Source organism: Sporolactobacillus vineae DSM 21990 = SL153 (assembly GCF_000377985.1).
Classification (GTDB): domain Bacteria; phylum Bacillota; class Bacilli; order Bacillales; family Sporolactobacillaceae; genus Sporolactobacillus; species Sporolactobacillus vineae.
The window spans coordinates 351,433-375,582 of the sequence record NZ_KB899043.1 but is presented as its reverse complement, the minus strand read 5'-3'; the positions used below and the strand labels follow the sequence as shown (position 1 = coordinate 375,582).

Genomic DNA, 24,150 nt, shown 5'->3' with positions numbered 1-24,150 from the left:
ATACCGAATCGCCCGGATCCTGTTTTTCTATGTTCAATCTGTTTCATTTGAGAAGGAAACCACTTGACAGGTTAATACGGAACGATTACTATTTAGAAATGTAATATTCGTAGAAAGGAAGTTGGTCTTTGGTCTATAAATCGTAATAATTACGATTTATAGACCGATCAACAAAGCCAGACAAAAAGATGAAGTGCGTTTCTGATATGAGGAGAAGCTCATGTAAGGAGTCCGGTTCGATGCTTAAAAAGATGAAAGTCAGTCATCTGGAAGTCAGTTTCAACGGAGAACGTGTCCTGAACGATCTTTCTTTTCAGATGTCAGCAGGCGAGATGCTGGCGGTGATCGGCCCGAATGGTGCGGGAAAGTCGACTTTGCTGAAGGCAATTCTTGGTGTGCTCCGGCCGCAGCACGGTACGGTGTTGCTGGATTCCGGCAAGAAACGGACGGTGATCGGCTATGTGCCGCAGTCGCGGGCCATTGATGAAGAAACACCGGTCAGTGCGCGGGACTTTGTATCACTTGGCCAGGTGTCCGGCTTCCTGCCGTGGCATTCTGCTTCAGAGAGACAGACCTTGAAAGACATCATGGCGTTTACCGACACACTGTGTTTTGCATCCAAACCGGTCGGCAGATTGTCCGGGGGTGAACGACAGCGCGCTTTTCTGGCTCAGGCGCTTGTTCGCCGTCCTGATCTGCTGCTTCTGGATGAATCGACGGCGAGTCTCGACCCGGAAGCACAGATCCGGGTGATGGATCTTGTCCGCCGTGCCGCCCGTGACTGGGGTGTCGCCGTTATTTTTATCAGTCATGATCTTCATCAGGTGGAGATGTATGCCGATCGCGTTCTGCTCATGGCCAGGGACTTTTCTCTGACGGGAGACCAGGAGACCATCCTGAACGATCCGGCATTGCTGAAAAAGGCTTATCATTCGGCGGAAACCAGGATCTATCCCGAATCCGGAGATGGTTCCCGGATGGGCGATGTGTCTTTCTCCTCTTAAGCCCCGGATCAATGGCATCAATAGATGAATCACATGGAGGGTTTTTGATGTTTCAGTATGATTTTATGCAGCATGCATTTATTGCAGGAACGCTCATCGGCCTGATGTGCGGCATCACCGGCGTATTTGTCATTGCCAGAAATCTTTCATTTGTCGCGCATACGCTGTCGCATATCGGTTTTGCCGGAGCGGCGTTCGCGGCATTCGCCGGGATTGATCCGCTGGCCGGCCTGCTCCTGTTCACATTGACCGGTGCTGCCGGAATCGGCCGGCTCGGTGTCCGGATGTTCCGCCGTGACGCTTCGATCAGTGTGGTCCTAAGTGTGGCACTCGGCCTTGGGATCCTTTTCCTTTCGCTTGGGAACGTTCAGGGTAACTATTCGAGTACACTCCTGTTCGGAAGCGTTGTCGGGATCAGTCTCCAGGACATCTGGCTGATTGTTGCAATATCTTCTTTTGTACTGTTTGTCCTTGCCGCCGGGTATCGCTGGCTGAAGTTTGATTCCTTTGATCAGACCGGTGCGCAGGCAGCCGGTCTGCCGATCGGTCTGATCTCTGTGGCTTTTCTACTTCTTCTTGCCGTCGCGGTCAGCGTGACGGTACAGATCGTCGGTGCGCTTCTTGTCTTTGCATTAATGACGGTGCCGGCAGCTGCGGCACGTTTTTACACCCATTCGATTTCCGGCATGATTCTGTTTTCGGCACTGATTGCTGTACTGAGTGTCTGGTTCGGCCTGACTGCCGGATATGCGACCAACGCACCGGTCAGTTTTTTTATCGTGCTGTTCAACGCTGCGGCCTATTTTTCCGGGATGGCTTTTCAGATGCTGCTGGAGCGACGCCGCTCTGCCGCAGATCAATCCCGGTGAATGGGTCGCCTGACCACTGACGCTCCATGGCGAAAATCACTTTTTGCTTTTCCCCGCAACGAGATAACTCCAGCCCTTCTCCTGAACAAGTTTCTTTTCCTTCATTAATTTTCCCAGTGCCTTTTTGAAATCACCCTTACTGATCCCGAACTGTTTCCGGATATCTTCAGGCAGGCTTTTGTCTGTAAAAGGCATGGCACCGCCGCGTCCGTTCATATAGTTAAGAATCGCTTCGGCATGCGGACTGATCTGTTCGTAGCTCCGCGGGCGCATCGACAGGTTGAGACTTCCGGAGTCTTTCACTTCGATTACGCGTGTATGAACGCGTTCCCCGAGCCGGAGTCTGCCGGTGGTTTCCCGGTAATGAATAAAACCGAGATAGCCCTCACTGGTGATTACATGAACACCGTCCAGCATTTTTCTGTAGACTGTTGCGTCAAACTCTTTGTTCAGAGAATCTGAAGGGGCCGGGAGCGAGATCACTTTCATGATCGATTCATCAGCAAGCCGGAGGAACAGCCGGTCTTTCTTGTCCCGTTTCAGGCTGCAGTATACTTTGTCGCCTGCCGCAGGCCAGTCGGGCCATTCATCAGGCAGGTCGTCCTTCGACAGGAGAATGTCTTTGTTAATCCCGATATCGACGAAGACCCCGTATTTTTTATGCATCGAAGCAACGGTCGCCCAGTCGTAGCGGCCCATCTGAATCTTCGGGAGGTGCATTGTTGCCGCCAGCCGGCCTTCATGGTCCTGATAGAGAAAGACGGTCAGATCCGCATTTTCATCGACCGGACCGGTGATGTCATTTTCATGGAGCAGGATTTCCTGCTTGCCGTCGGTTAGAAAATAGCCGAACGGTGCTTTGTGGGAGAAATGCAATGTGGCCACGTTCCCTGCTTTCAGCTCGTCCAAATAATCCCCTTCTTTTTACCTGGCTGTCTTTTTCTTGCAAGACGCCGGTCATATGACCTTTATTATACCATGCAGCCCGTTTTTTACGAAAAACCGTGAAAACCTGTTTTTTCTTTTAGTTCACATAAAATGTATATTGTCAATAGCAAAATATCGACAAGTGAATGAATGAGATTACAAAAAAGCATAATTTCATCGATTCGTAACAATTTAAAGTTGCTGATGGCTATGATAGAATGTACCTGCAAGAGAACAGAAAGCGTATTCATATGACTGTGATCTGATCTCGCTTCATTTTGAAAAGAAAAATAAAGATTTCGGGGAGCGATGTGTTGTGTCGGCATTCGAACTGTATGCTTCTGAACGACCGGATCCGTGGAAAAGTTTCTCCGGCCTGAATATGGGCTACCTTGATGAACAGTATGATAAGTATCTGGACGATCCGAAATCCGTAGACCAGACGTTGAGAAATTTATTTGATCAGTGGGGAAGACCGCAGGCGCCTTCCGGGACGGTTGTTGAACTGCCGCACGGGCAGACAGAAGCTCAGACACCGGAGTATGATCTGGACCAGGTTGTCGGATCTGTACGGCTTGCCGACCGGATCCGCAGGTACGGTCATTTACTGGCTCATGTTAATCCATTACAGGATTCCCGGGTGATTGAAACACATCTCATGGATCTTGCCTCATTTAACTTGTCTCCGCGAAAAATGAAAGCGATTCCATCGAAAGTTATCTGGCCTGAGGCTCCGGCAGGTGTCCGGAATGCGCTTGACGTGGTCAACTACCTTCGTGATCTGTATTCACGCTCGGTGGCCTATGAGTTTTCCCATGTGCAGGATCTTAATGAAAAGAAATGGCTGAACGAGGCGGTTGAAACCAGCCGCTATGTGTATCATGCAACCGCCGATGAGAAACGGGATTTGCTGAAACAGCTGATTAAAGTTGAAACTTTTGAGCATTTTCTGCATCACACATTCGTCGGCCAGAAACGGTTCTCGATCGAAGGGCTGGACGTTCTGGTTCCGATGCTTGATAAGTTGATTCAGTTTGGTGCCAGGGACGGAACCGGGCAGTTTATCATCAGCATGGCTCATCGCGGCCGGCTCAGCGTCCTGGCCCATATTCTCGGCAAACCTTATGAGAAGATTCTGGCAGAATTTGTTCATGCACCGATCAAGAGCATGGTTCCGTCCGAAGGGTCGAAAGGCATCAATTACGGCTGGACGGGCGACGTGAAGTACCATCTTGGTGCCGCCCGTTCGATTGAAGACCGGAACCGCAGATACCTGCTTCAGTACCATCAGGGTGATGAGGCGGATGCAAAGAACTTTCAGGTGCGCCTGACACTGGCCAATAATCCGAGCCATCTGGAAATGGTCGATCCGGTGATTGAGGGCTATGCACGCGCGGCACAGGATAATCGTCACCGGAGCGGCTTTCCGGAAAGAAACACGAATCAGGCGCTGCCGATCATGATTCATGGCGATTCCGCCTTTCCGGGAGAAGGGGTCGTTGCTGAAACACTGAATCTGAGCCGGCTGAACGGTTTCAATACCGGCGGGACCATACACATTATTGCCAATAACCAGCTTGGATTTACGACCGACCATCAGGATGAGCGGTCGACAGCCTATTCCAGTGATCTCGCTAAGGGTTTTGAAATTCCGATCATGCACGTCAATGCCGATGATCCGGAAGCCTGCCTCGGCGCCATTTCGCTGGCCTATGCCTACCGGAAGACATTCGGCAAGGACTTTCTGATTGATCTGTGCGGTTACCGGCGGTTCGGCCATAATGAATCGGATGATCCGGCACCGACGCAGCCGCTGCTCTATGCGAGGATTCGTAAACATCCGACGGTGGCCGGTATCTATCAGAAAGAACTGGTGAAGGAAGACATCGTTAAAGGTGAGGAACTGGATCGGTACAAGAAGCATTTGACTGATAAATTCCAGAAAATTTATACGGCATCGCGTGAGAAGGAGAAGGATCTGAAAGAACTGCCGTTCCCGAAGAAACTGGCGGAACCGCTGAGTTCCATTCACACGCAAGTTCCGGCGGATACGCTTCGGGGACTGAATAGCGAGCTGCTTGACTGGCCGGAACGTCTGCACGTTTATCCGAAACTGGCAAAGATTCTGCGCCGCCGCAAGACAGCACTGAATGCCGGGCACCGGCTCGACTGGAGCACGGCTGAATCGCTGGCGTTTGCTTCAATCCTTCGTGATGGTACGCCGATTCGGTTCACCGGGCAGGATGTAGAGCGCGGCACGTTCGCCCAGCGCCATGCCATCCTGCATGACGTCGAAACCGGCGCACAGTACTCCCCATATCATCATTTGAAAGGCGTCGCCGTCTCGTTCGACATCCGCAACAGCCCATTGTCCGAGACAGCGGTGATCGGTTTCGAATATGGATACAATGTGTTTGCCCCGGAAACGCTCGTTCTCTGGGAAGCGCAGTTCGGTGACTTTGCCAATGTCGGTCAGGTGATGTTCGACCAGTTCATTACCGGCGGACGGGCCAAGTGGGGTCAGAAATCCGGACTCGTCATCCTGCTGCCGCACGCCTACGAGGGCATGGGTCCGGAACATTCAAGCGGCAGGCTGGAACGTTATCTTCAGCTGTCCGCCGAGAACAACTGGGTTGTGGCCAATCTGACGACACCGGCACAGTATTTTCACATTCTTCGGCGTCAGGCAGCGATTCTGAATACGGATCTGGTCCGTCCGCTGGTGATTATGACACCGAAGAGTCTGCTGCGCCATCCGAAGGCGACCTCTGCACCGGTTGATCTGTCCGAAGGCGGTTTCCAGCCGGTGATCGAAGAACCGCGGACACCGGGAAGTGCCGAACAGACCGAACGTATCGTGCTTTGCAGTGGAAAAGTCGCTGTTGATCTGGCCGTTGACATTGAAGCATCGACAGAGAACCTGAACTGGCTGAAAGTCCTTCGTGTTGAGGAACTGTACCCTTTCCCGGCAAGCGAACTGAAAGCCTACTTCGACCGGTTCCCTAAACTGAAAGAGATTGTCTGGCTTCAGGAAGAGCCGAAGAATATGGGCGCCTGGAACTATGCGGCACCGAAGATTCGGAAGATCACTCCGGACGGGGTGATCCTCAATTACATCGGCCGTCCGGAACGCTCAAGCACGGCCACCGGCGAACCGAAATTTCATAAACAGGAACAGAAACGGATTATCTTTGAAACCTTGCATACACATTAAAAATTAATGGTAAAAGATGGGGAGGGGAACCGGAATGATCGAAGTTAAAGTCCCGGAGCTTGCGGAATCAATTACTGAGGGAACCATTGTCAGGTGGCTTGTTGATGTGGGAAATCAGGTGAATCAGGGCGATGATATCGCTGAAATTGAAACCGATAAAGTGAATGTGCAGATCAGCGCAGAACAGGCAGGGGTATTGAAGAAGAAAGAAAAAGATGTCGACGATACGGTTGAGGTCGGTGAAGTCATTGCACTGCTGGATGACAATGCGGAGTCCGATGTTGCAGCGGCACCGGCCGACCCGGCTCCCCCGGCTGCAAAACCGGAAAAACCGGCTGCTGCGACTCCGGTTCCTCCGGCAGCCGAACCGGCAGCTCATGTCCCCGGAAGACAGCAGATTGCCTCACCGGCTGCACGTCGTCTGGCCCGCGAGAAGGGTGTTGACCTGAACACTGTTCATACGGCCGACCCGCTTGGACGGATCCGTGCCAATGATGTTGCCCGACAGCCTGAGGCTGCACCAGCGCCGGCGCCGGCTGCCAAACCTCTGTTCATTGATCAGCAGGATCCCGGGAAACCGGTCGAACGGATCAAAATGACGCGTCGGCGTCAGACAATCGCCTCAAGACTGGTTGCGGCGCAGCACGAAGCAGCGATGCTGACGACATTCAATGAAGTGGACCTGACGGCGATTATGGCGATCCGCAAGCGCCGGAAAGAAGCGTTCATTAAAGAACACGATGTGAAGCTCGGCTTTATGTCCTTCTTCACGAAAGCGGTAGTCGGCGCACTGAAGAGCTTCCCGCTGCTGAACGCGGAAATCAGCGGTACGGATCTGATCGTGAAAAAATATTATGATATCGGCATTGCCGTGGCGACCGATCAGGGGCTGGTTGTACCTGTCGTCCGTGACGCCGACCGGCTGAACTTTGCGGAGATTGAACAATCCATCAAAGATCTGGCCGTCAAGGCACGGACGAACAAACTGACATTCAGCGATCTTAAAGGCGGGACATTCACGATCACAAATGGCGGGACGTTCGGTTCGCTGCTGTCCACGCCGATTATCAACGCACCGCAGGTCGGCATCCTCGGCATGCATGGGATCAAGAAACGTCCGATCGCTGTCGAAACGCCGGAAGGGGATAAAATCGAGATTCGGCCGATGATGTATATTGCCCTGTCCTATGACCACCGGATTGTCGACGGAAGTGAAGCGGTCCGCTTTCTCGTGATTGTCAAAAAACTGCTGGAGGATCCGGAAACGCTCCTGCTGGAGAGCTGATCAGGAAATAGTGTATATGCACGTGTAAAACAGCGCTATACCCTTCCGGGGATAGTGCTGTTTTTGCGAATGTGTATGATTTCCGTCACACAGAGCGTCCCAATTCGCCGGATTATCTTGTATAATTAGTGTAGAAGAAGGCCTTATTAAAAAGTTCATTAAATAAGGGCGTGAATGCAGTGGTAAATAAAACGGATCCGACGCAGATTCAAACAAATAACACGACGATGTTTTCTGACCGGAATCTTGAACTAATTCAATCAATAATGAATAAGGCGGAATTTAAAAAGGGTGCCAATATCTACTGGGAGGGGGACGCAGCGGATAAGCTCTACTTTCTGATTGAGGGCCGCGTAAAATTATTTAAGTCGGCCTATGACGGAAAGGATCTGGTCCTGCACTATTTTATACCGGGCGATCTGTTCGGCGAACTGAATTGTTTCGGGTTTGAGGACTATTCGTTTACGGCCCATGCAATTACGGACTGCGTCGTCGGCGTGATCGCAGAACGCGATCTGGAGGCACTGCTCATGCCCAATTCGAGCCTATCCTTCGAATTCATGAAATGGATCGGTCTGATGAGCCGCTATACGGAGATTAAACTTCGCGACCTGCTGTTTTACGGGAAAAACGGTGCGCTTGCCTCAACTTTGCTGCGGATGGCCCATGGTTACGGAAAACGGGAAGCAGACGGTATCCACTTCTCGATCAGCCTGACCAACACGGATCTGGCGCAGTTGATCGGCTCAACCCGCGAAACGGTCAACCGGATGCTGCAATCCTGGAAGAGTGATGGTGCGATTGACTATGCACACGGGACGATTGTACTTCGTGATCTGGGTTACATCAAGGCGATCTGCCACTGTGAAGACAAATGTCCGATGAATATCTGCAGGCTGTGACGGACTGGCCGAACGTGTCACAAGAAGCGATCGATTTAAGGAAAAGGCACTGAGCAAGCATTGAGAGAATAAGAAAATCTCAATGTTTCAGTTCATTGAATTAAAGGTGACGGAATTGAAAGCAGCAGGAAGAAAAATTTTTGCCGTTCTGATCGCATTGCTGCTGGTTGCCGGCTGTGATGCCGGGTCGGGAACGGGTTCATCCTCTCATGCGGAACCGGCCTCATCGCCGGATCAAAGTACACTGTCAACGTCTACGGATAACGAATCGTCGACGGCGGGTAATTCAAGTTCCAGACCGGCGGGAGCCCCGATACATAAAGCGAAGAAAAAGGCGAAAGCCAAAGTTCCAGGCGTGCCGGCCCGGGTGGTCAAGGTAGTCGACGGGGATACGTTTGACGTGATTTATCACAAAAAGGTGACCACCGTCCGTATTCTTCTGATCGACACGCCGGAAACGCATCATCCGATTCTCGGTGTCCAGCCTTATGGTCCGGAAGCGAGCCGTTATGCGCATCAGCTATTGGACGGAAAGACAGTCAATCTGGAAGTCGCCGTTAACGGGGGAAGAGACAAATATGGCCGTCTCCTTGCTTATGTCTTTGTCGGCGGCAAGTCCTATGAAGGGCTGCAGCTCTCGAAGGGCCTGGCGCGGGTTGCTTATATTTTCCCGCCGAACACGAAATATCTGGATCAGTACCGGGCGGATGAAGCAGCAGCACGGCAGAAAAGACTGAATATCTGGTCGGTCAGCGGATACGCCGGGGCAGACGGCTTTCACCCTGAAGTCATGAAGGGAACGGCTGCTTATAAGGAGATTCATCGCGGAACACAAAGCCGCCGGGGGAATTCTTCAAAATCCTCGGCAGCTTCGGCTTCCGGCGGTTTCCCGCCGGACAGTTCGGGAAATTGCAGCGGTGGGATTAAAGGGAATATTTCGGATCGCGGGAAGATCTATCATCTGCCATCGGAACGGTATTATAAAGTCACAAAAGCAGAAATCTGCTTCAGGACGCGCTCAGCAGCGGCTAATGCCGGATTTCGTGCTTCACGGGCAAGATGAATCATAGATGCAGACAGCGCCGGCGGTTCGCTACCGCCGGCGCTGTCTGCATCAGGTACGCATTGCATTTATTGCTGCTGCTGCTCCTGTGCCTGCAATTGAACTTCTTTTTTGACAGCATTGTAAGCCGTATCCAGATTGCGTATCCGGCGAATCAGTTCAAAATTTTTATTGATCCGGTCCTGAATGATTGCGGAGACAACGGTATGATAATAACTGTTGAGCGTCTGATTAGGCGTCATTCGGCCGTTGTTTTTACTGATCTGAAGCTGCAGCGCGCTTTTAAAATAGTCTACACTGAAAAGATTCGAATCCATGACTTTCACTCCCTGTAACAAGTCTTCATCCACCATAGCCCGACTAATGGATGGTATGTCAGCTGACGATCGTCCATTCATGTTCACCGCCGTGAACCTGTGTAAACATCTCCGCGGTCCTGGCCGCCAGTTTCCTCGCTTCCTGGGCCGACATGGACGGGCGGAGATAGACGATCTGCAGCGCATTTTTCGTCTTTTCCGTGACACAGGTGCGCTTCGAGTCGACAATCGGACTGCCGAATGCGCCTGCGCTGTCGGCCGAAACAATTTTATTTTCCATGTGCATCACCCGTCCGTTCAGGCCGTCATACCGGTCTTCGGCACCGCCGATTTTCAGCTGCACTGGCAGTTTCACCCGATCAAGATCATAGATCCCCAGTGGAATGCCGTACTGGACACTGAAGAAGTTATTCAGATCGACTGCCGAATGAATTTGGTGCGGCTGTCCGTCGCGCCTGATCTTCCGGAGAAGCGCTTCCTGCGACGGACGGTATCGGGAAGGGTCCGTCCCGACCTTTCGAAACACGGCGCGCCATTCGCTTACACCCGGAACCTCCTGAATGGGCTGGTCTTCCAGCGACAATCTGATATTCTCATAGTAGAGCGGCAGCCGTTCAGAAATGATTGGCGGTATGTCGGAGATCACGATATGCTGATAGCAGATGACAGCAGCTTTAAAATCCGGAATGACTTGTTTTAATGATGCTGAAATAGATACGTCACACATGGCGAACCTCCTGACACGAGCATTTTCTGTTTTCAGTTTACCACATATTGATTCCGTTCAAGACACAACTGAGGTGATCATTGACGATGAAAGTAAAAGAAGAACTGCTTGTTTCCACGGTTTCCTCACCGGTCGGTCTGCTGACGCTGGCTTTTTACCGCGACCGGCTCTGCCACATTGATTTCGGCACGGCGGAGGATACAACAGCCGGACTGATTCACTGGGCGAAGCGGAACGGTTTGCCGGCGTCGGTCAGTGACGTTTCGCAGGCCGGTGAACAGGCGGCGGAACAGCTTCATGACTATTTTTCCGGCAGACGAAAAACTTTCGATCTTGATCTTCTGTTGATCGGAACGGCCTTCCAGAAAGAGGTCTGGAAGGCACTGGCGGCTATTCCTTACGGGGAAACACGGACGTATAAAGATGTTGCGGTGGCGGTCGGAAGGCCGAAAGCGATTCGTGCCGTCGGCGGTGCGAATCACAGAAATCCGCTTCCAATCGTCATTCCCTGTCACCGGGTCATCGGGACGAACGGGGCACTTGTCGGCTACGGTGGCGGTCTGGACCGGAAGAAGCGTCTGCTGGAGCTTGAAAAGCCGGGTAAAATCAAGGCCGTTTCTTCGTCACTTTCCTGAAACGTCCACGCCTGCCGGATTCCGACGTATTCACCGGACATATCCCGCATAGTTTAGGCATGAGTGGTGAAAGCGGGTGAAAGCGTGAACGGACAGGACAGTTTCAACGCGTATCTGCGCGGCCTTGGCGACTGGTGGGTCGGGCGATCAGATGGGCCGGCCTTATTTGCGGCTGCCGAAGAGCGTCTTTGCAACATGCGCAAAATCAATGAGCTGAAAGAACGCGGGGCCGTGATTGAAAAGGCTGTGGTTCGTGTCGGAGAAAAACGGGTCACAGAGAAACGGGAAGATCAGGTGATCGACTATCAGTTCCATATTCAGTGGCTGATCCGGCAAAGCGCTTCGCTTTATCTGGAAGAAAAAATAGAAAACAGGCAGGCCGTGGTCCGCGGCGGGCTCCTCGTTTCGGACAGCCGGATGCCGGCGGCACTACCTGACAGGCACAGGCAACCGATTGTTCTGGCCGACCGGCCGGCCGATCTGTTCCGCGGCGGGCGGAGATATAACCGGCGCGAAGCCGTCCGATATGCCGAACTCTGGTGGAACCGGCGCAATCCTGCGTATCCTCAGGTAGAAAATGACTGTACCAACTTTATCTCGCAATGTCTGCATGCCGGCGCCATTCCGATGTGGGGCCGGCCGGTCCGGAGCCGCGGCTGGTGGCATCAGCGGTCGAGCTGGAGTTTCAGCTGGGCGGTGGCCAACAGCCTGCGCTGGTATCTGAGCCGCAGCGGCAACGTGATCGGGGCGACCGAGAAGGAACGTGCGGATCAACTCGTTCCCGGCGACGTCATTTGCTACGATTTCAACGGCGACGGGCACTGGAACCACAATACCATCGTGACGGCACTGGACGCATCCGGCCAGCCGCTGGTGAATGCCCACACCTATGATACACGGAACCGTTACTGGAGTTATACAGATTCACCGGCGTGGACGCCGAAAATACACTACAAATTTTTTCATATTGAAGACGACGTCTGAACAGCCGCCTCCTATGGTATAATAAATGAGCCCGTCTGACGGTGGATCAGTGGCCGGAACCTGCCGCTTTTCACCGGAAAAGGGCTACGAATTTTAAAGATGGTTGAGGGCATCGTCAAACCCTGCTCAGGCAGGCTGATGCCGCAGAGGTGTTTTTTCAAAATGGGTATTCATGTTGTGTTGTATCAGCCGCTGATTCCGCCAAATACCGGCAATATTGCCAGAACCTGTGCCGGCACGCACAGCTCGCTGCATCTGATCCGGCCGCTCGGCTTTTCGACAGACGACAAGCATCTGAAACGTGCCGGTCTGGACTACTGGCCGTCGGTGGATCTTCATTATTATGATTCGCTGGATGACTTTTTCACAAAGCATCCGGAGGGTGAGCGGTATCTGGTCGAGACGGACGGCAGCCGGCCCTACAGCGAATTTGATTACAGCGACCCGGCGAAAGATTACTATTTCTTTTTCGGCCGGGAAACGACCGGACTTCCGAAGCCGTTTATCCGCGCGTATCGCGACCGCTGCGTCCGGCTGCCGATGACTGATAAAATCCGATCATTGAATCTGTCCAATTCAGCGGCAATTATCATCTATGAAGCACTGCGCCAGCAGCACTTTCCGGATCTGACCTGAACCGGCTGCGATGATTTTGCAGGTGTCCGTACCAGATTTAATGAAAGATTGCCGAGTCCCCGCATACACTCTTAACTACTAGGGTGAATCTTTTCTGGGGGGATTCGATGAACTTTCTTGATAAGCTGAAACAATTCCGCGACTATGAGGAACAACTGAAGTGGGAAGGCACTTTTGCAGACTACCTGGAACTGGTCAGGAAAAACCCGGTGATCGCCCAATCCGCGCATTCACGAGTGTATCAGATGATCACCTCTGCAGGGGTGACCGAGAAGGATGGGCATAAGCAGTACCACTTTTTTGACGGACAGATTTACGGACTTGAAGAAGCCATCGAGCGGCTCGTGGAGGAATATTTCCATCCGGCGGCCAAACGCCTCGATGTAAAAAAACGGATTCTGCTCCTTATGGGGCCGGTCAGCGGCGGGAAGTCGACGATCGTGACGATGCTGAAACGCGGGCTCGAACGGTACTCCTGGACAGATGAAGGCGCCGTCTACGCGATTAAGAACTGCCCGATGCATGAGGACCCGCTCCACCTGATTCCGCCGCATCTGCGTGAAGACTTTTATCAGGAAACGGGTATCCGGATCGAAGGAAACCTGTCGCCGCTGAATGCCATGCGTCTGGAAAACGATTATAATGGAAAAATTGAAGATGTGACCGTCGAACGGATTTTTCTCTCGGAGGACAAGCGGATCGGTATCGGGACGTTCAGCCCGTCGGATCCGAAGTCGCAGGATATTGCCGATCTGACCGGCAGTATCGACTTTTCAACGATTGCTGAATTCGGATCGGAATCGGATCCGCGGGCATATCGGTTCGACGGTGAACTGAACAAAGCAAACCGCGGTCTGATGGAATTCCAGGAAATGCTGAAATGTGATGAGAAATTTCTCTGGCATCTGCTGTCCCTGACGCAGGAAGGAAATTTCAAAGCAGGGCGGTTCGCACTGATTTCTGCGGATGAGCTGATCGTCGCCCACACCAACGAAACAGAATACAGGACATTCATCAGTAACAAGAAAAATGAGGCGCTGCACTCGCGAATGATCGTGATGCCGGTTCCTTATAATCTGAAAGTCAGCGATGAGGAGCGAATCTATCAGAAACTGATCTCGGAGAGTGATGTGGCGAATGTTCATATTGCGCCGCACGCGCTGCGCACAGCCGCAGTGTTCTCCATCCTCACGCGGCTTAAGGAAACCAAAAGCAACGGGATTGATCTGGTCAAAAAGATGCGCCTCTATGACGGTGAGCTGGTTGAAGGATTCAATGCGGCCGACATTAAAGAGCTGCAGAATGAATTTTCTGATGAAGGCATGAGCGGAATCGATCCGCGGTATGTCATCAACCGGATCTCTTCGGCAATCATCCGCAAGGGCGTTCCGTCGATCAATGCGCTCGACATCCTCCGTTCGATTAAAGAGGGGCTCGACCAGCATCCGTCGATTACCGATGAAGACCGCAACCGTTACTTTGAATTTATCGCCATTGCCCGGCGGGAATATGATGAGCTGGCCAAGCGTGAGGTGCAGAAAGCCTTTGTCTATTCCTTTGAAGAATCGGCAAAGACCCTGATGGATAACTATCTGGATAATGTTGAAGCCTACTGCAACAGCAATAAGATCTTTGACCCGATTACCGGCGATGAGGTCGATCCGGATGAGAAACTGATGCGGTCGATCGAGGAACAGATCGGTATTTCAGAAAATGCCAAGAAGGCGTTCCGTGAAGAGATCCTGATCCGTATCTCCGCTTACGCGCGCAAGGGCAAACGATTCAACTATCAGTCTCATGAACGACTGAAAGAAGCGATTCAGAAAAAACTGTTTGCGGATCTCAAAGATGTTGTTAAAATTACAACATCGAGCAAAACGCCTGATGAGACGCAGTTGAAACGCGTCAATGAAGTTATTGCCCGGCTTGTGGATGAGTACGGCTACAATTCAACGTCGGCGAACGAACTACTAAGATATGTAGGCAGTCTGCTCAATCGATGAGTTCCGGAATTCAGATACCTGTCCGGACCGGATTGGATTTCCGACAGGGCAGCGATCCGAAAAAGAGAAAGTTGATGAAATGCACGAATGAAGGAAATCTGGAGCTGGATCAAGGCCATTGTGATCGCACTGATCGTCGTGGCACTTGTCCGGCAGTTTATTTTCAGCAATTATATTGTCAGTGGAGAATCGATGATGCCGACGCTTCAGAACGGCAACCGGCTGATCGTCAGCAAGCTTGACTACACGTTCGGGAAACCGCATCGTTTTGATATCATTGTGTTCCATGCGACACCGACCGACGACTATGTCAAACGGATCATCGGGCTGCCCGGAGACCGGATCGAGTATCACAACGATCAGCTGTATGTGAACGGGAAACCGGTGCCTGAGCCTTATCTGAAGGCCTACAAAGCCAATCTGCCGAAGGGCACCGATCTGACCGGAAACTTTACACTCAAAGGCTATACAGGGAAAACTGTTGTGCCGAAAGGGAAACTCTGGGTGATGGGCGATAACCGGCAGAACAGTGAAGACAGCCGGTATTTCGGTTTCGTTGATGAGAAACGGGTCGTCGGCAAAGTCGCTTTCCGTTATTGGCCGACAAATGTCTGGGGAACCGTTCATCTCGTAGCCTGGATTCGATAATTTGGATTTTTTTGAAAAGCAGCGACCGGTTTTTCCGGGCGCTTTTTCACTTTTTGGGAAGGGCACTTTGACAGGGGTCTTCTCTGAATCAGGGACAATAAGAAAAGCGCCCCGCTGCCGGAGCGCTTTTCTCCATACCTTATTGAGTCAGATCACGGCGTTTTCTGTATCCTTTTTGAAAAAGTATTTCATGGCATGGTAGACATCACTCTTCTGCTTCAGAATATAAGAGTGAAAGGCATCATGACCGATATTCCGGTATGCGCCCATCAGCGTGCTGGAACGGTGATAAGGGTTAATCTCGCCGTAGCCGAAGAAATCGGTCAGTTCCATAATCTCATTAACGAGCCGGACACATTTGGGATTATCCGAAGAGAGATTGTCGCCGTCGGAGAAATGAAACGGGTAGACGTTATATAAGGAAGACGGGTATTTCGAGTCGATCAGTTCGAGCGCTTTGATGTAGGCCGACGAGCAAATGGTTCCGCCGCTTTCTCCTTTTGAAAAGAAATCCTCTTCACTGACGACGGTCGCCTCGGTGTGGTGGGCGATGAACTGAATCGACACTTTTTCATATTTGGTGCGCAGGAACCGGGTCATCCAGAAGAAGAAGCTGCGGGCAATATATTTTTCCCAGACGCCCATGGAGCCGCTTGTGTCCATCATCGCCAGGACGACCGCTTTACTTTCCGGCTTGATGATCGTGTCCCATGTCTTGAACCGCAGATCCTCATCCCGGATTGGATAGATCTGCGTTTTCCCGTCACGGGCATTTCTCTTGATCGCAGAAAGTATGGTACGCCGTTTGTCGATGTTGCCCATCAACCCTTTGCGACGAATATCCCGGTAATCGATATGATCGACGACGATTTCCGGTTCCTGTTTCTGTTTCAAATGGGGCAGTTCGAGCTCGTTGAAGAAAAGATTTTCAATTTCCATGATCGATACGTTCGCTTCATAGTAATCAATTCCCGGCTGGCTTCCTGCGCCTTTACCCTTGCCGGGACCTTGCCCGGCGCCCGGCTTCTTGCCCGGTGCCCTGGCGATTACGTCGCCGACTTTGCTGTTGCCCTTGCCCTGGCCGACATGTTTCGCTTTATCATAGTTGTATCGCAGCTTGTACTCGTCGAGTGAACGAATCGGTATCCGTGTCGTCTTTTTCCCGTCCGACAGAATGATGCTTTCGCTGCTGACCAGATCAGGAAGATTATTTTTAATGGCTTCTTTAACCTTCTCCGAATGCCGGCGCTGATCCTGTTCGCCCTTCCGGTGCAGATCCCACTGCTCTTCCGAAATCAGAAAGTTTTTCAACGTAGTTTTCCCCTCCTGGTCGTTCTCCGCCTGGCATTGTCTCACAGGCTTATTGATCCAGTTTATGATGCTGAAGCGTAAATCTTGACTCAATTGATACACTTATCTGAGCGCTTCCTGAATTCATAGAATTGTAAAGAAACCAAAGTTTATGACCGAAACAGCCGGATGATTTTTCTCGTTTCGAAACAGGTCGTGGTAAAATGGCATTATGAAGAAAGAGAAGGGTTGTCTGTAAATGATAAAGGCCATTATTTTTGACTTTGATGGTGTCATTCTTGACAGTGAACGGATGATGTACCTGGTTATGACGAAAATGTTCCATGACTATCAGACAGAACTTCCGCTCAGCCTGTGGAGTCAGGCCATCGGCACCCAGCACGGGTTTGACTCAATCAAATATCTGGAAGATAAGGCGCATGTGCAGATCAAGCGTGATGATTTTATTGCGAAAAGGGATGAGCTGTTCCACCAGCTTATCGAAAAAGAGGATGTGCTTCCCGGGGTCCGGTCGGTGCTCAGACAGGCACGGGAACTGGGGCTGAAAATCGGTCTTGTGACGAGTTCAAGAGGCGACTGGCCGCTGAAACATCTGAAACGGCTCGGTATCTCCGGCTACTTTCAGACGATTAAATCGACGGATGACGTTCAGCGGGTGAAGCCGGATCCTGCTTTATATCTTCAGATCCTGGAAGATCTTGAGGTTTCGCCGAAGGAAGCGCTGGCGATTGAGGACTCATTCAACGGTTCGCTGGCGGCAAAGAAAGCGGGCATGACCTGCATTGTTGTGCCGAATGCGGTCACCAAACAGCTGCCGTTCGGCCATGTGGACGGCTGCTTCAATTCGCTTCAGGACGTCCGTCTGAAACGGCTGATCCAGTACTTTTCGCTTCCCGTAAAACGATAGGGGCAAATAAACGGCTTTTCAGTGAAAACGATGCCGCCGCCGCTGCCCTTTTTGTTATATAATAGAGTCGAGATTGATGTTATTTACTTCCAAACGGGGTGTAACAATGAGCTGGAAAACAGTTTATGAAAAATGGAACAGTGATCCGCAGCTGGATCCGGATCTGAAGAAGCAGCTGGACGAGATCGCCGGCGATCCGGCAAAACTGGAAGACTGCTTCTACAAAAATCTGGAATTCGGTACAGGCGGCATGCGCGGAGAGATCGGTCCGGGCACGAACCGCCTGAATATTTATACGGTACGGAAGGCTTCCGAAGGGCTGGCAAGATATATTGAACACGCCGGTGAAGATGCAGTGAAGCGCGGCGTGGTTATCGCTCATGATCCGCGTCACTTCTCACCGGAATTCACTCTGGAAGCGGCCAAAACATTAGGCGCCCATGGAATTAAAACATTTATTTTCGACAGTTTACGGCCGACGCCTGTGCTTTCCTTTGCCGTCCGTTATCTTCATACGTATTCCGGAATTGTGATTACTGCCAGTCATAATCCGCCGCAGTACAACGGCTATAAAGTTTACGATCAGTTCGGCGGTCAGCTTCCGCCGGCTGAAGCGGATGATGTCATTCGCTTTGTCGGGACCGTGGAAGATGAGCTTAAAGTCAAGGTCGGCGACGAAGACGAACTGAAGGCGAAGGGCCTGCTCGAAGTCGTCGGCAAGAAAGTAGACGATGCCTATCAGGAAAAGCTGAAGACACTGTCGCTGAATCCGGACGTGATCAAAAAGGTCGGACCGGATCTGAAAATTGTGTTCACACCACTTCACGGGTCGAGTTACCATCCGGTGATCAATGGTCTGAAAAACTGGGGTTTCACCAACGTCACGGTGGTTAAAGAACAGGCCGAACCGGATCCGGAGTTCTCGACGGTGAAATCGCCGAACCCTGAGGAACACGCGGCATTCAAGCTGGCCATCGGTTACGGCAAGAAGATCGATGCCGATATTCTGCTTGGGACGGACCCCGATTCCGATCGCCTCGGTGTGGCGGTCAAGAATGATGCCGGTGAATACACGGTACTTACCGGCAACCAGACCGGCGCCATTCTCCTTAACTATCTGCTGACGCAGCGCAAGGCGAAGGGGCAGCTTCCGAAAAACGGTATTGTCGTCAAGACCATTGTGACTTCGGAAATTGGCCGGGTTATTGCTGCAGCATTCGGCATTCCGACGGTGGATACGCTGACCGGTTTTAAATTCATCGGTGAGAAAATTCATCAGTATGAAGTCAGCGGTGCGCACCAGTTCTTATTCGGCTATGAAGAGAGCTATGGCTGCCTGATCGGTTCATTCGTACGCGACAAGGATGCGGTTCAGGCGTCTGTATTTGCCGCAGAAGCGGCCGCTTACTATAAATCTAAAGGCCAGTCGCTGTACGACGCGCTTCAGGAGATCTACAAGACATACGGCTATTTCGAAGAGGGTCTGGAATCCATCACCTTGAAAGGCATCTCCGGCAAGGAGGAAATCAATGCGATTATGGATGACTTCAGAAATCATCCGCCGGTTGAAGCGGCCGGAGCCAAAGTGGCGACGATTGAGGATTATGAGCAATCGGTCAGCACGGATGCTGCTTCGGGCAAGAAAACAAAGATCACGCTGCCGGTATCTAACGTGCTGAAATATAAGCTGAGTGATGATTCCTGGTTCTGCCTGCGTCCGTCGGGTACCGAACCGAAAATCAAGTTTTATTTCGGTGTTAAGGGGAAAGACGCGTCCGACCGTGACAGCAAGTTTGCTGCATTGAAGTCGGCCGTCATGGATCGGGTTCACCATCTTGTCAATAAATAATTAGGTAGAAAACAGAGGAGTTCTGGTCCCGGGCTCTGCACGACGCCCTGAGCAAACTCCTCTGTTTTTGTCTATAATATAGGTAGTTTCCATGAAAACATTCGCGCAGGAGAATGGCTTGCTTTCAGCTGCTTCGTTTTTTAGTGCGGCAAGGCTTCGGCGAATGCTTTTTTGTTCAGTGATTCAGTGGCATTTTAAATATGGAGTATGTGTTTCAGGAGGAACTCATGAATAAGTTACAGCAGGAAATCAGCCGGCGGCGCACATTCGCGATCATTTCCCATCCGGATGCAGGGAAAACGACGTTAACCGAAAAGCTGCTGGTTCTGGGCGGTGCGATACGTACTGCGGGTGCGGTCAAATCGCGCAAAGCGGAGAAGTTTGCGACGTCGGACTGGATGGAACTTGAGAAGAAACGCGGCATCTCGGTCACTTCCAGTGTGATGCAGTTTGAGTATGACGACTATAAGATTAATATTCTGGATACGCCGGGACACCAGGATTTCAGTGAAGACACGTACCGGACACTGATGGCCGTCGACAGTGTGGTCATGATCATCGATGCGGCGAAAGGCGTCGAGCCGCAGACGATTAAGTTATTCAAGGTGTGCCGTGACCGCGGCATTCCGATTTTTACCTTTATCAATAAGCTGGACCGGGACGGCAGGGATCCGCTGGAACTTTTTGAAGAGATTGAAAAGGTACTCGGCATTGAGTCCTATCCGATTAATTATCCGATCGGCATGGGCCGCTCCTTCCGCGGTGTCTATGACCGTCAGGAACATAAAATCGAATGGTACAATGAGAAACGGGAACGGCAGGTCCAGAAACTGGATGAGGTCGATGAATTGTCGACCATTCTGAAGGGCCAGGTTGATGATTATACCCTCAGCCAGCTGGAAGAAAATCTGATGCTTCTGGACGAAGCGGGCTCCACCTACGATTTTGAGCGGATCAAAGCCGGTAAGCAGACACCGGTCTTTTTCGGAAGCGCCATTTCCAGTTTCGGTGTGCCGACCTTTCTTGAGCACTATCTGAAGATGGCACCGGGACCGCAGCCGCGCCGGTCCAGCGCAGGTATTGTTCAGCCGGATGACCCGCGCTTCTCTGGTTTCGTCTTTAAAATCCAGGCCAATATGAATCCGTCGCACCGGGACCGTATTGCCTTTCTCCGCATTGTTTCCGGAAAATTTGAACGCGGCATGAACGTCTATCTCGACCGGACCGGCAAACAGCTGAAACTCGCGCAGCCGCAGCAGTTCTTTGCCGACAGTCGGGAACTGATCGATGATGCCTATCCTGGCGACATCGTCGGGCTGTACGATACAGGATTCTATCAGATCGGCGACGCCGTCTGTTCGGAGAAGGAGACGTTCAATTTCGGTGCGCTGCCGCAGTTCTCTCCGGAACATTTTGCCAAAGTGCGGGCAAAAGACGCGATGAAACAGAAACATTTTCTGAAAGGCGTCAGCCAGCTCGCCCAGGAAGGCGCCATACAGGTATACAAAACGCCTTACGAGGAGACGATTCTCGGCGTTGTCGGGACACTGCAGTTCGACGTGTTTGTCTACCGGATGGAAGCCGAGTACGGAGTAAAGCTGGACATTGAACGGATGCCGCATCAGGTGGCCAAGTGGATTGTCAGCCGCGACGACGCTGAAGCGCTGCGGCGGAATTCGAATAATCTCGTCGTAACGGATTATAAGGATCGACCGGTGATCATTTTTGAAAATGATTTTTCGCTCCGCTGGTTTCAGCAGAAGCATCCGGAAATCGAACTGCGCGATTCCAGTCATAATCTGTAAGCCAATTGAAGAAGTAAAAAAACAGGGGACACGGTCTCCTGTTTTTTTTTATCAACACGGCGGCTGTGCGGGACATTATTTTCCAGAATATGGTGTTCGGCTGGATTTTGCGCGCTGACGGCTGGATTTTGCACGCTGACCGCTGGATTTCACGCGCTGACGGCTGGATTTTGTGCGCTGACGGCTGGATTTCAGGATTTTTTTGAACGATCTGCCTTATTCAGACGAATTACTTATGACTGGACGAAGAGATGGTGGCACAAAAAAAGAAAAGCCGTGTTATACGGCTCTTCTTAAGGTTCTCTAATCATCTATCCATAATCTCAGGCAGCAAGTATTGCTTGCCACAGGAGGGACAGACGCTTATTTTTCAATCCGGTCGCTCAGTTCCTGGCGTACCTCTTTAGCAGCTTCCACCATGTTCTTCAGAGCCGGGATCGCTTCTTCCGGCTTGCGCGTTTTCAGACCGCAGTCCGGATTGATCCAGAAGATTTTCGGATCGAGCACTTTAAGCGCCCGTTCGGCGTACGATTTAATCTCATCAACACTGGGAATGCGCGGGCTGTGGATGTCGTAGACACCAAGCCCGATTCCTTTTTTGTATTTAAAATCTTCAAAAGTTGAGATGATCTCGCCGTGGCTTCTTGCCGCTTCAATCGAAATGACGTCGGTATCGAGCGCGTCAATCGCCTCAATGATCTCGTCAAACTCGGAATAACACATATGTGTGTGAATTTGCGTGTCATTATTGACAAATGAGGTTGCCAGGCGGAAGGCATAGACTGCATTGTGCAGATATCCCTTCTTCTTTTCTTCTTTCAGCGGCAGACCTTCGCGCAGGGCGGGTTCATCCACCTGAATCATGCGGATATCCGCTTCTTCGAGCGCGTGCACTTCTTTCTGCAGGGCCAGAGCGATCTGGTTGAAGACATCAGCCTGTGGAATATCGTTCCGGACAAACGACCAGTTGTAGATCGTGACCGGTCCGGTAAGCATGCCTTTAACCGGCAGCCGGGTCAGCGACTGAGCAAAGGCGCTCTCCTTCACGGTCATCGGACCTGTCCAGGCGACGTCTCCGAAAATCAGCGGCGGTTTGACGCAGCGTGATCCATATGACTGAACCCAGCCGAACCGGGTAAACGCAAATCCGGCCAGTTTCTCGCCGAAATATTCGACCATATCGTTCCGCTCGAATTCGCCATGGACGAGCACATCGATGCCGATTTCCTCCTGGATTTTGATCCATCTGGCGATCTCGTCCCGGATAAACTGATCGTACTGTGCCTTCGTCCATTCACCCTTGCGCAGGTTGCGTCTCGCCTGTCGGACTTCTGTTGTCTGCGGGAAACTGCCAATCGTTGTCGTCGGCAGGAGCGGAAGATTAAACGCATCCGCCTGAATCTGCTGCCTGAGCCTGTAGGAGCCGGGGCGGGTCGGCAGGTCGTCCCCAAGCTGATCGAGTTCTTTCCGGACAGCCTGGTTGTTCCTGTGGGCGGATTGCTGGAGCGTCTCAATATCTTTTTTATTGGCCTCAAGCAGTCCGGTAATGGCAGCTTTGCCTTCGTTCAGCCCGTGAGTCAGCGTTACTGCTTCACCAAGCTTCTCATCCGCGAATGCCAGTGCGTTTTTCAGCACGGGATCCAGCTCTTTTTCATTTGTAATGGTGACCGGCACATGCAGAAGACTCGATGACGGTGTGACCCAAAGCTTATCTTTTCCACCGGCGGCCTGAAGCAGTGTTTCAAGTTCGGCAAAGGTCGCGGAAAGATCATTCTTCCAAACATTGCGTCCGTCGATGACACCGGCGGCGAGCACTTTATCGGCAGGGAACCCGTATTTTTTAACAGCAGCAAGGTTGGCGGCTTTCCCATAGACAAAGTCAAGCCCGATGCCGTCAACAGGAAGCTGAACGATGTCGCGATAAGCATCAACAGCTTCGAAATAGGTCTGGAGCAGCAGTTTCAATCCGGGAACGCCATTCTTGATCTGCTGATAAACAGGTTTAAAGACGGCCAGGTCTTCCTCAGGCAGCGTCTTAACAAGAATCGGTTCGTCGATCTGGACCCATTCGGCGCCGGCCTGATGCAGCTCATTCAGTACTTTGATGTAGAGCGGGATCAGGGCGTCCAGCAGAGTCCGGAAGTGCTCCTGATCATAGCCCTTTGACAGTTTCAGCAAAGTGATCGGGCCGAGAATCACGGGCTTTGCCGTAATGCCCAGTTCCTGCTTCGCTTCCTGAAACAAATCGAGGAGCCGGTTTCTCGTGATCCGCGGCTGCGTCCGGTTGCTGATCTCCGGCACGATATAGTGATAGTTCGTATCGAACCATTTGGTCATTTCCGATGCTTCAGCATCCTTATTGCCGCGGGCAATGGAAAAATAGGTTTCCAGAGAAATTTCTTTTTCACCCTGATCGAACCGATCCGGGATCAGTCCGAAAAGGACCGCCGTATCCAATACGTGATCATAAAGACTGAAGTCACCGACCGGAATCAGATCGACACCGATGTCACGCTGTTTCTTCAGATAGCTGAGGCGCAGTGCTTTCACCTTTGCCAGAAATTCATCTTTTGAGATTTTGTGCGACCAGAAATGTTCCAGCGCCCTTTTCCATTCTCGCTTTTCCCCGATTCTCGGATAACCCAGATTTGCACTTAATACAGTTGCCATGAACTTGCCCTCCTGTTTAGCGGCTGCAGAAAAATGACTGAATAAAAAACCTCTCCGATAGAATCAGAGAGGCTTTTGTATTCATCCGCACCCTCTTATTTTTCAAAGCCGTCAATCATGACGCTTTGCTGGAATTGGCACCTTTTTCATGAAAATGGAAAGGTTGCCGGGCTTCATTGGGCCAGTCCCTCCGCCGCTCTGAATAAGAGTTAATTAATTTAGTTGCATTTTAGCACGAAAGCGCCAGAGCGTCAATTTTGAATCCGGTCATTGACGTCAAAATCAAGTCTTAGGGGACTCAGGGTGCAGGCCATTGTTCACAAAAAAGTCGATTACAGATCTGGGAAACGGCAATCCTGCAGATAAACTATGCTATCATGAAAAAGTAATTTTT

Annotated in this window: 19 protein-coding genes and 1 riboswitch; of the genes, 14 read left to right on the top strand and 5 right to left on the bottom strand. The window is 51.5% G+C overall.

All coding sequences use genetic code 11. The features are described 5' to 3' along the window. Window positions 1-239: 239 nt before the first annotated feature. The gene (locus D889_RS0104080) at window positions 240-1,004 is read left to right on the top strand and encodes a metal ABC transporter ATP-binding protein (protein ID WP_010630555.1); all 765 of its coding nucleotides are present in this window, start codon (window positions 240-242) and stop codon (window positions 1,002-1,004) included. A 47-nt stretch (window positions 1,005-1,051) separates the two neighbouring features. Next, window positions 1,052-1,873: a metal ABC transporter permease gene (locus D889_RS0104075; RefSeq protein WP_010630554.1), complete on the top strand. Its 822-nt coding sequence runs from the start codon at window positions 1,052-1,054 to the stop codon at window positions 1,871-1,873. A 36-nt stretch (window positions 1,874-1,909) separates the two neighbouring features. Here the strand turns inward: D889_RS0104075 and D889_RS0104070 are convergent, their stop codons facing one another. Continuing rightward, window positions 1,910-2,782, bottom strand: a complete 873-nt coding sequence (locus D889_RS0104070; RefSeq protein ID WP_010630553.1) for a CvfB family protein — start codon at window positions 2,780-2,782, stop codon at window positions 1,910-1,912. A 334-nt stretch (window positions 2,783-3,116) separates the two neighbouring features. On the opposite strand from D889_RS0104070, the gene D889_RS0104065 reads away from it, so the two are divergent. The 4 genes from D889_RS0104065 (at window position 3,117) to D889_RS0104050 (ending at window position 9,264) form a co-directional block, all read left to right on the top strand. Then, window positions 3,117-6,014, top strand: coding sequence for a 2-oxoglutarate dehydrogenase E1 component (locus D889_RS0104065; RefSeq protein WP_010630552.1), 2,898 nt, complete (start codon window positions 3,117-3,119; stop codon window positions 6,012-6,014). Between the two features lie 34 nt (window positions 6,015-6,048). Beyond that, window positions 6,049-7,299, top strand: coding sequence for a 2-oxoglutarate dehydrogenase complex dihydrolipoyllysine-residue succinyltransferase (odhB, locus tag D889_RS0104060; RefSeq protein ID WP_010630551.1), 1,251 nt, complete (start codon window positions 6,049-6,051; stop codon window positions 7,297-7,299). A 179-nt stretch (window positions 7,300-7,478) separates the two neighbouring features. Next, the gene (locus D889_RS0104055) at window positions 7,479-8,201 is read left to right on the top strand and encodes a Crp/Fnr family transcriptional regulator (RefSeq protein WP_010630550.1); all 723 of its coding nucleotides are present in this window, start codon (window positions 7,479-7,481) and stop codon (window positions 8,199-8,201) included. A gap of 82 nt (window positions 8,202-8,283) precedes the next feature. Continuing rightward, window positions 8,284-9,264, top strand: a complete 981-nt coding sequence (locus D889_RS0104050) for a thermonuclease family protein (RefSeq protein ID WP_010630549.1) — start codon at window positions 8,284-8,286, stop codon at window positions 9,262-9,264. Window positions 9,265-9,332: 68 nt separating this feature from the next. Here the strand turns inward: D889_RS0104050 and yvfG are convergent, their stop codons facing one another. After that, on the bottom strand, window positions 9,333-9,581 hold the full coding sequence (yvfG, locus tag D889_RS0104045) for a protein YvfG (protein WP_010630548.1): 249 nt from the start codon (window positions 9,579-9,581) through the stop codon (window positions 9,333-9,335). Window positions 9,582-9,639: 58 nt separating this feature from the next. After that, a complete protein-coding gene (locus D889_RS0104040; RefSeq protein ID WP_010630547.1) occupies window positions 9,640-10,308 on the bottom strand; it encodes a B3/B4 domain-containing protein in 669 nt (222 codons plus the stop codon). 86 nt (window positions 10,309-10,394) lie between these two features. Here D889_RS0104040 and D889_RS0104035 point away from each other — a divergent pair, with 86 nt between their 5' ends. From D889_RS0104035 to lepB, 5 genes are all read left to right on the top strand, one after another. After that, window positions 10,395-10,943: a methylated-DNA--[protein]-cysteine S-methyltransferase gene (locus D889_RS0104035; RefSeq protein WP_010630546.1), complete on the top strand. Its 549-nt coding sequence runs from the start codon at window positions 10,395-10,397 to the stop codon at window positions 10,941-10,943. 84 nt (window positions 10,944-11,027) lie between these two features. Then, window positions 11,028-11,927: an amidase domain-containing protein gene (locus tag D889_RS0104030; protein ID WP_018962156.1), complete on the top strand. Its 900-nt coding sequence runs from the start codon at window positions 11,028-11,030 to the stop codon at window positions 11,925-11,927. Window positions 11,928-12,089: 162 nt separating this feature from the next. Further along, entirely contained in the window at window positions 12,090-12,563 is a 474-nt protein-coding gene (gene trmL / locus D889_RS0104025; RefSeq protein WP_010630544.1) for a tRNA (uridine(34)/cytosine(34)/5-carboxymethylaminomethyluridine(34)-2'-O)-methyltransferase TrmL, read from the top strand. A 107-nt stretch (window positions 12,564-12,670) separates the two neighbouring features. Beyond that, window positions 12,671-14,566 carry a PrkA family serine protein kinase gene (locus D889_RS0104020; RefSeq protein WP_010630543.1) on the top strand — a complete coding sequence of 632 codons (1,896 nt, stop codon included), beginning with the start codon at window positions 12,671-12,673 and terminating at the stop codon, window positions 14,564-14,566. Between the two features lie 87 nt (window positions 14,567-14,653). Beyond that, a complete protein-coding gene (gene lepB, locus D889_RS0104015) occupies window positions 14,654-15,214 on the top strand; it encodes a signal peptidase I (RefSeq protein WP_010630542.1) in 561 nt (186 codons plus the stop codon). Window positions 15,215-15,361: 147 nt separating this feature from the next. On the opposite strand, the gene yhbH is transcribed toward lepB, so the two are convergent. Continuing rightward, entirely contained in the window at window positions 15,362-16,525 is a 1,164-nt protein-coding gene (gene yhbH / locus D889_RS0104010; protein WP_010630541.1) for a sporulation protein YhbH, read from the bottom strand. Between the two features lie 238 nt (window positions 16,526-16,763). Between yhbH and D889_RS0104005 the strand changes: the two genes are divergently transcribed. The 3 genes from D889_RS0104005 to D889_RS0103995 all read left to right on the top strand — a co-directional run bounded on the left by D889_RS0104005 (window position 16,764) and on the right by D889_RS0103995 (window position 21,086). Beyond that, complete coding sequence (locus D889_RS0104005; RefSeq protein WP_010630540.1) at window positions 16,764-17,432, top strand: HAD family hydrolase; 669 nt, start codon at window positions 16,764-16,766, stop codon at window positions 17,430-17,432. 106 nt (window positions 17,433-17,538) lie between these two features. Continuing rightward, on the top strand, window positions 17,539-19,281 hold the full coding sequence (locus tag D889_RS0104000; RefSeq protein ID WP_010630539.1) for a phospho-sugar mutase: 1,743 nt from the start codon (window positions 17,539-17,541) through the stop codon (window positions 19,279-19,281). 227 nt (window positions 19,282-19,508) lie between these two features. Beyond that, window positions 19,509-21,086, top strand: a complete 1,578-nt coding sequence (locus D889_RS0103995; RefSeq protein ID WP_018962155.1) for a peptide chain release factor 3 — start codon at window positions 19,509-19,511, stop codon at window positions 21,084-21,086. 363 nt (window positions 21,087-21,449) lie between these two features. Here the strand turns inward: D889_RS0103995 and metE are convergent, their stop codons facing one another. Continuing rightward, window positions 21,450-23,756, bottom strand: a complete 2,307-nt coding sequence (gene metE, locus D889_RS0103985; protein WP_010630537.1) for a 5-methyltetrahydropteroyltriglutamate--homocysteine S-methyltransferase — start codon at window positions 23,754-23,756, stop codon at window positions 21,450-21,452. Window positions 23,757-23,848: 92 nt separating this feature from the next. After that, window positions 23,849-23,965, bottom strand: a riboswitch (SAM riboswitch). Window positions 23,966-24,150 lie beyond the last annotated feature (185 nt).

Bases quoted from the DNA above. Each gene is read 5' to 3' on its own strand.
- D889_RS0104080 (WP_010630555.1), top strand. From the start codon at position 240: ATGCTTAAAAAGATGAAAGTCAGTCATCTGGAAGTCAGTTTCAACGGA.
- D889_RS0104075 (WP_010630554.1), top strand. From the start codon at position 1,052: ATGTTTCAGTATGATTTTATGCAGCATGCATTTATTGCAGGAACGCTC.
- odhB (WP_010630551.1), top strand. From the start codon at position 6,049: ATGATCGAAGTTAAAGTCCCGGAGCTTGCGGAATCAATTACTGAGGGA.
- D889_RS0104050 (WP_010630549.1), top strand. From the start codon at position 8,284: ATGTTTCAGTTCATTGAATTAAAGGTGACGGAATTGAAAGCAGCAGGA.
- yvfG (WP_010630548.1), bottom strand. From the start codon at position 9,581: ATGGATTCGAATCTTTTCAGTGTAGACTATTTTAAAAGCGCGCTGCAG.
- D889_RS0104040 (WP_010630547.1), bottom strand. From the start codon at position 10,308: ATGTGTGACGTATCTATTTCAGCATCATTAAAACAAGTCATTCCGGAT.
- D889_RS0104035 (WP_010630546.1), top strand. From the start codon at position 10,395: ATGAAAGTAAAAGAAGAACTGCTTGTTTCCACGGTTTCCTCACCGGTC.
- trmL (WP_010630544.1), top strand. From the start codon at position 12,090: ATGGGTATTCATGTTGTGTTGTATCAGCCGCTGATTCCGCCAAATACC.
- D889_RS0104020 (WP_010630543.1), top strand. From the start codon at position 12,671: ATGAACTTTCTTGATAAGCTGAAACAATTCCGCGACTATGAGGAACAA.
- lepB (WP_010630542.1), top strand. From the start codon at position 14,654: ATGAAGGAAATCTGGAGCTGGATCAAGGCCATTGTGATCGCACTGATC.
- D889_RS0104005 (WP_010630540.1), top strand. From the start codon at position 16,764: ATGATAAAGGCCATTATTTTTGACTTTGATGGTGTCATTCTTGACAGT.
- D889_RS0104000 (WP_010630539.1), top strand. From the start codon at position 17,539: ATGAGCTGGAAAACAGTTTATGAAAAATGGAACAGTGATCCGCAGCTG.
- D889_RS0103995 (WP_018962155.1), top strand. From the start codon at position 19,509: ATGAATAAGTTACAGCAGGAAATCAGCCGGCGGCGCACATTCGCGATC.
- metE (WP_010630537.1), bottom strand. From the start codon at position 23,756: ATGGCAACTGTATTAAGTGCAAATCTGGGTTATCCGAGAATCGGGGAA.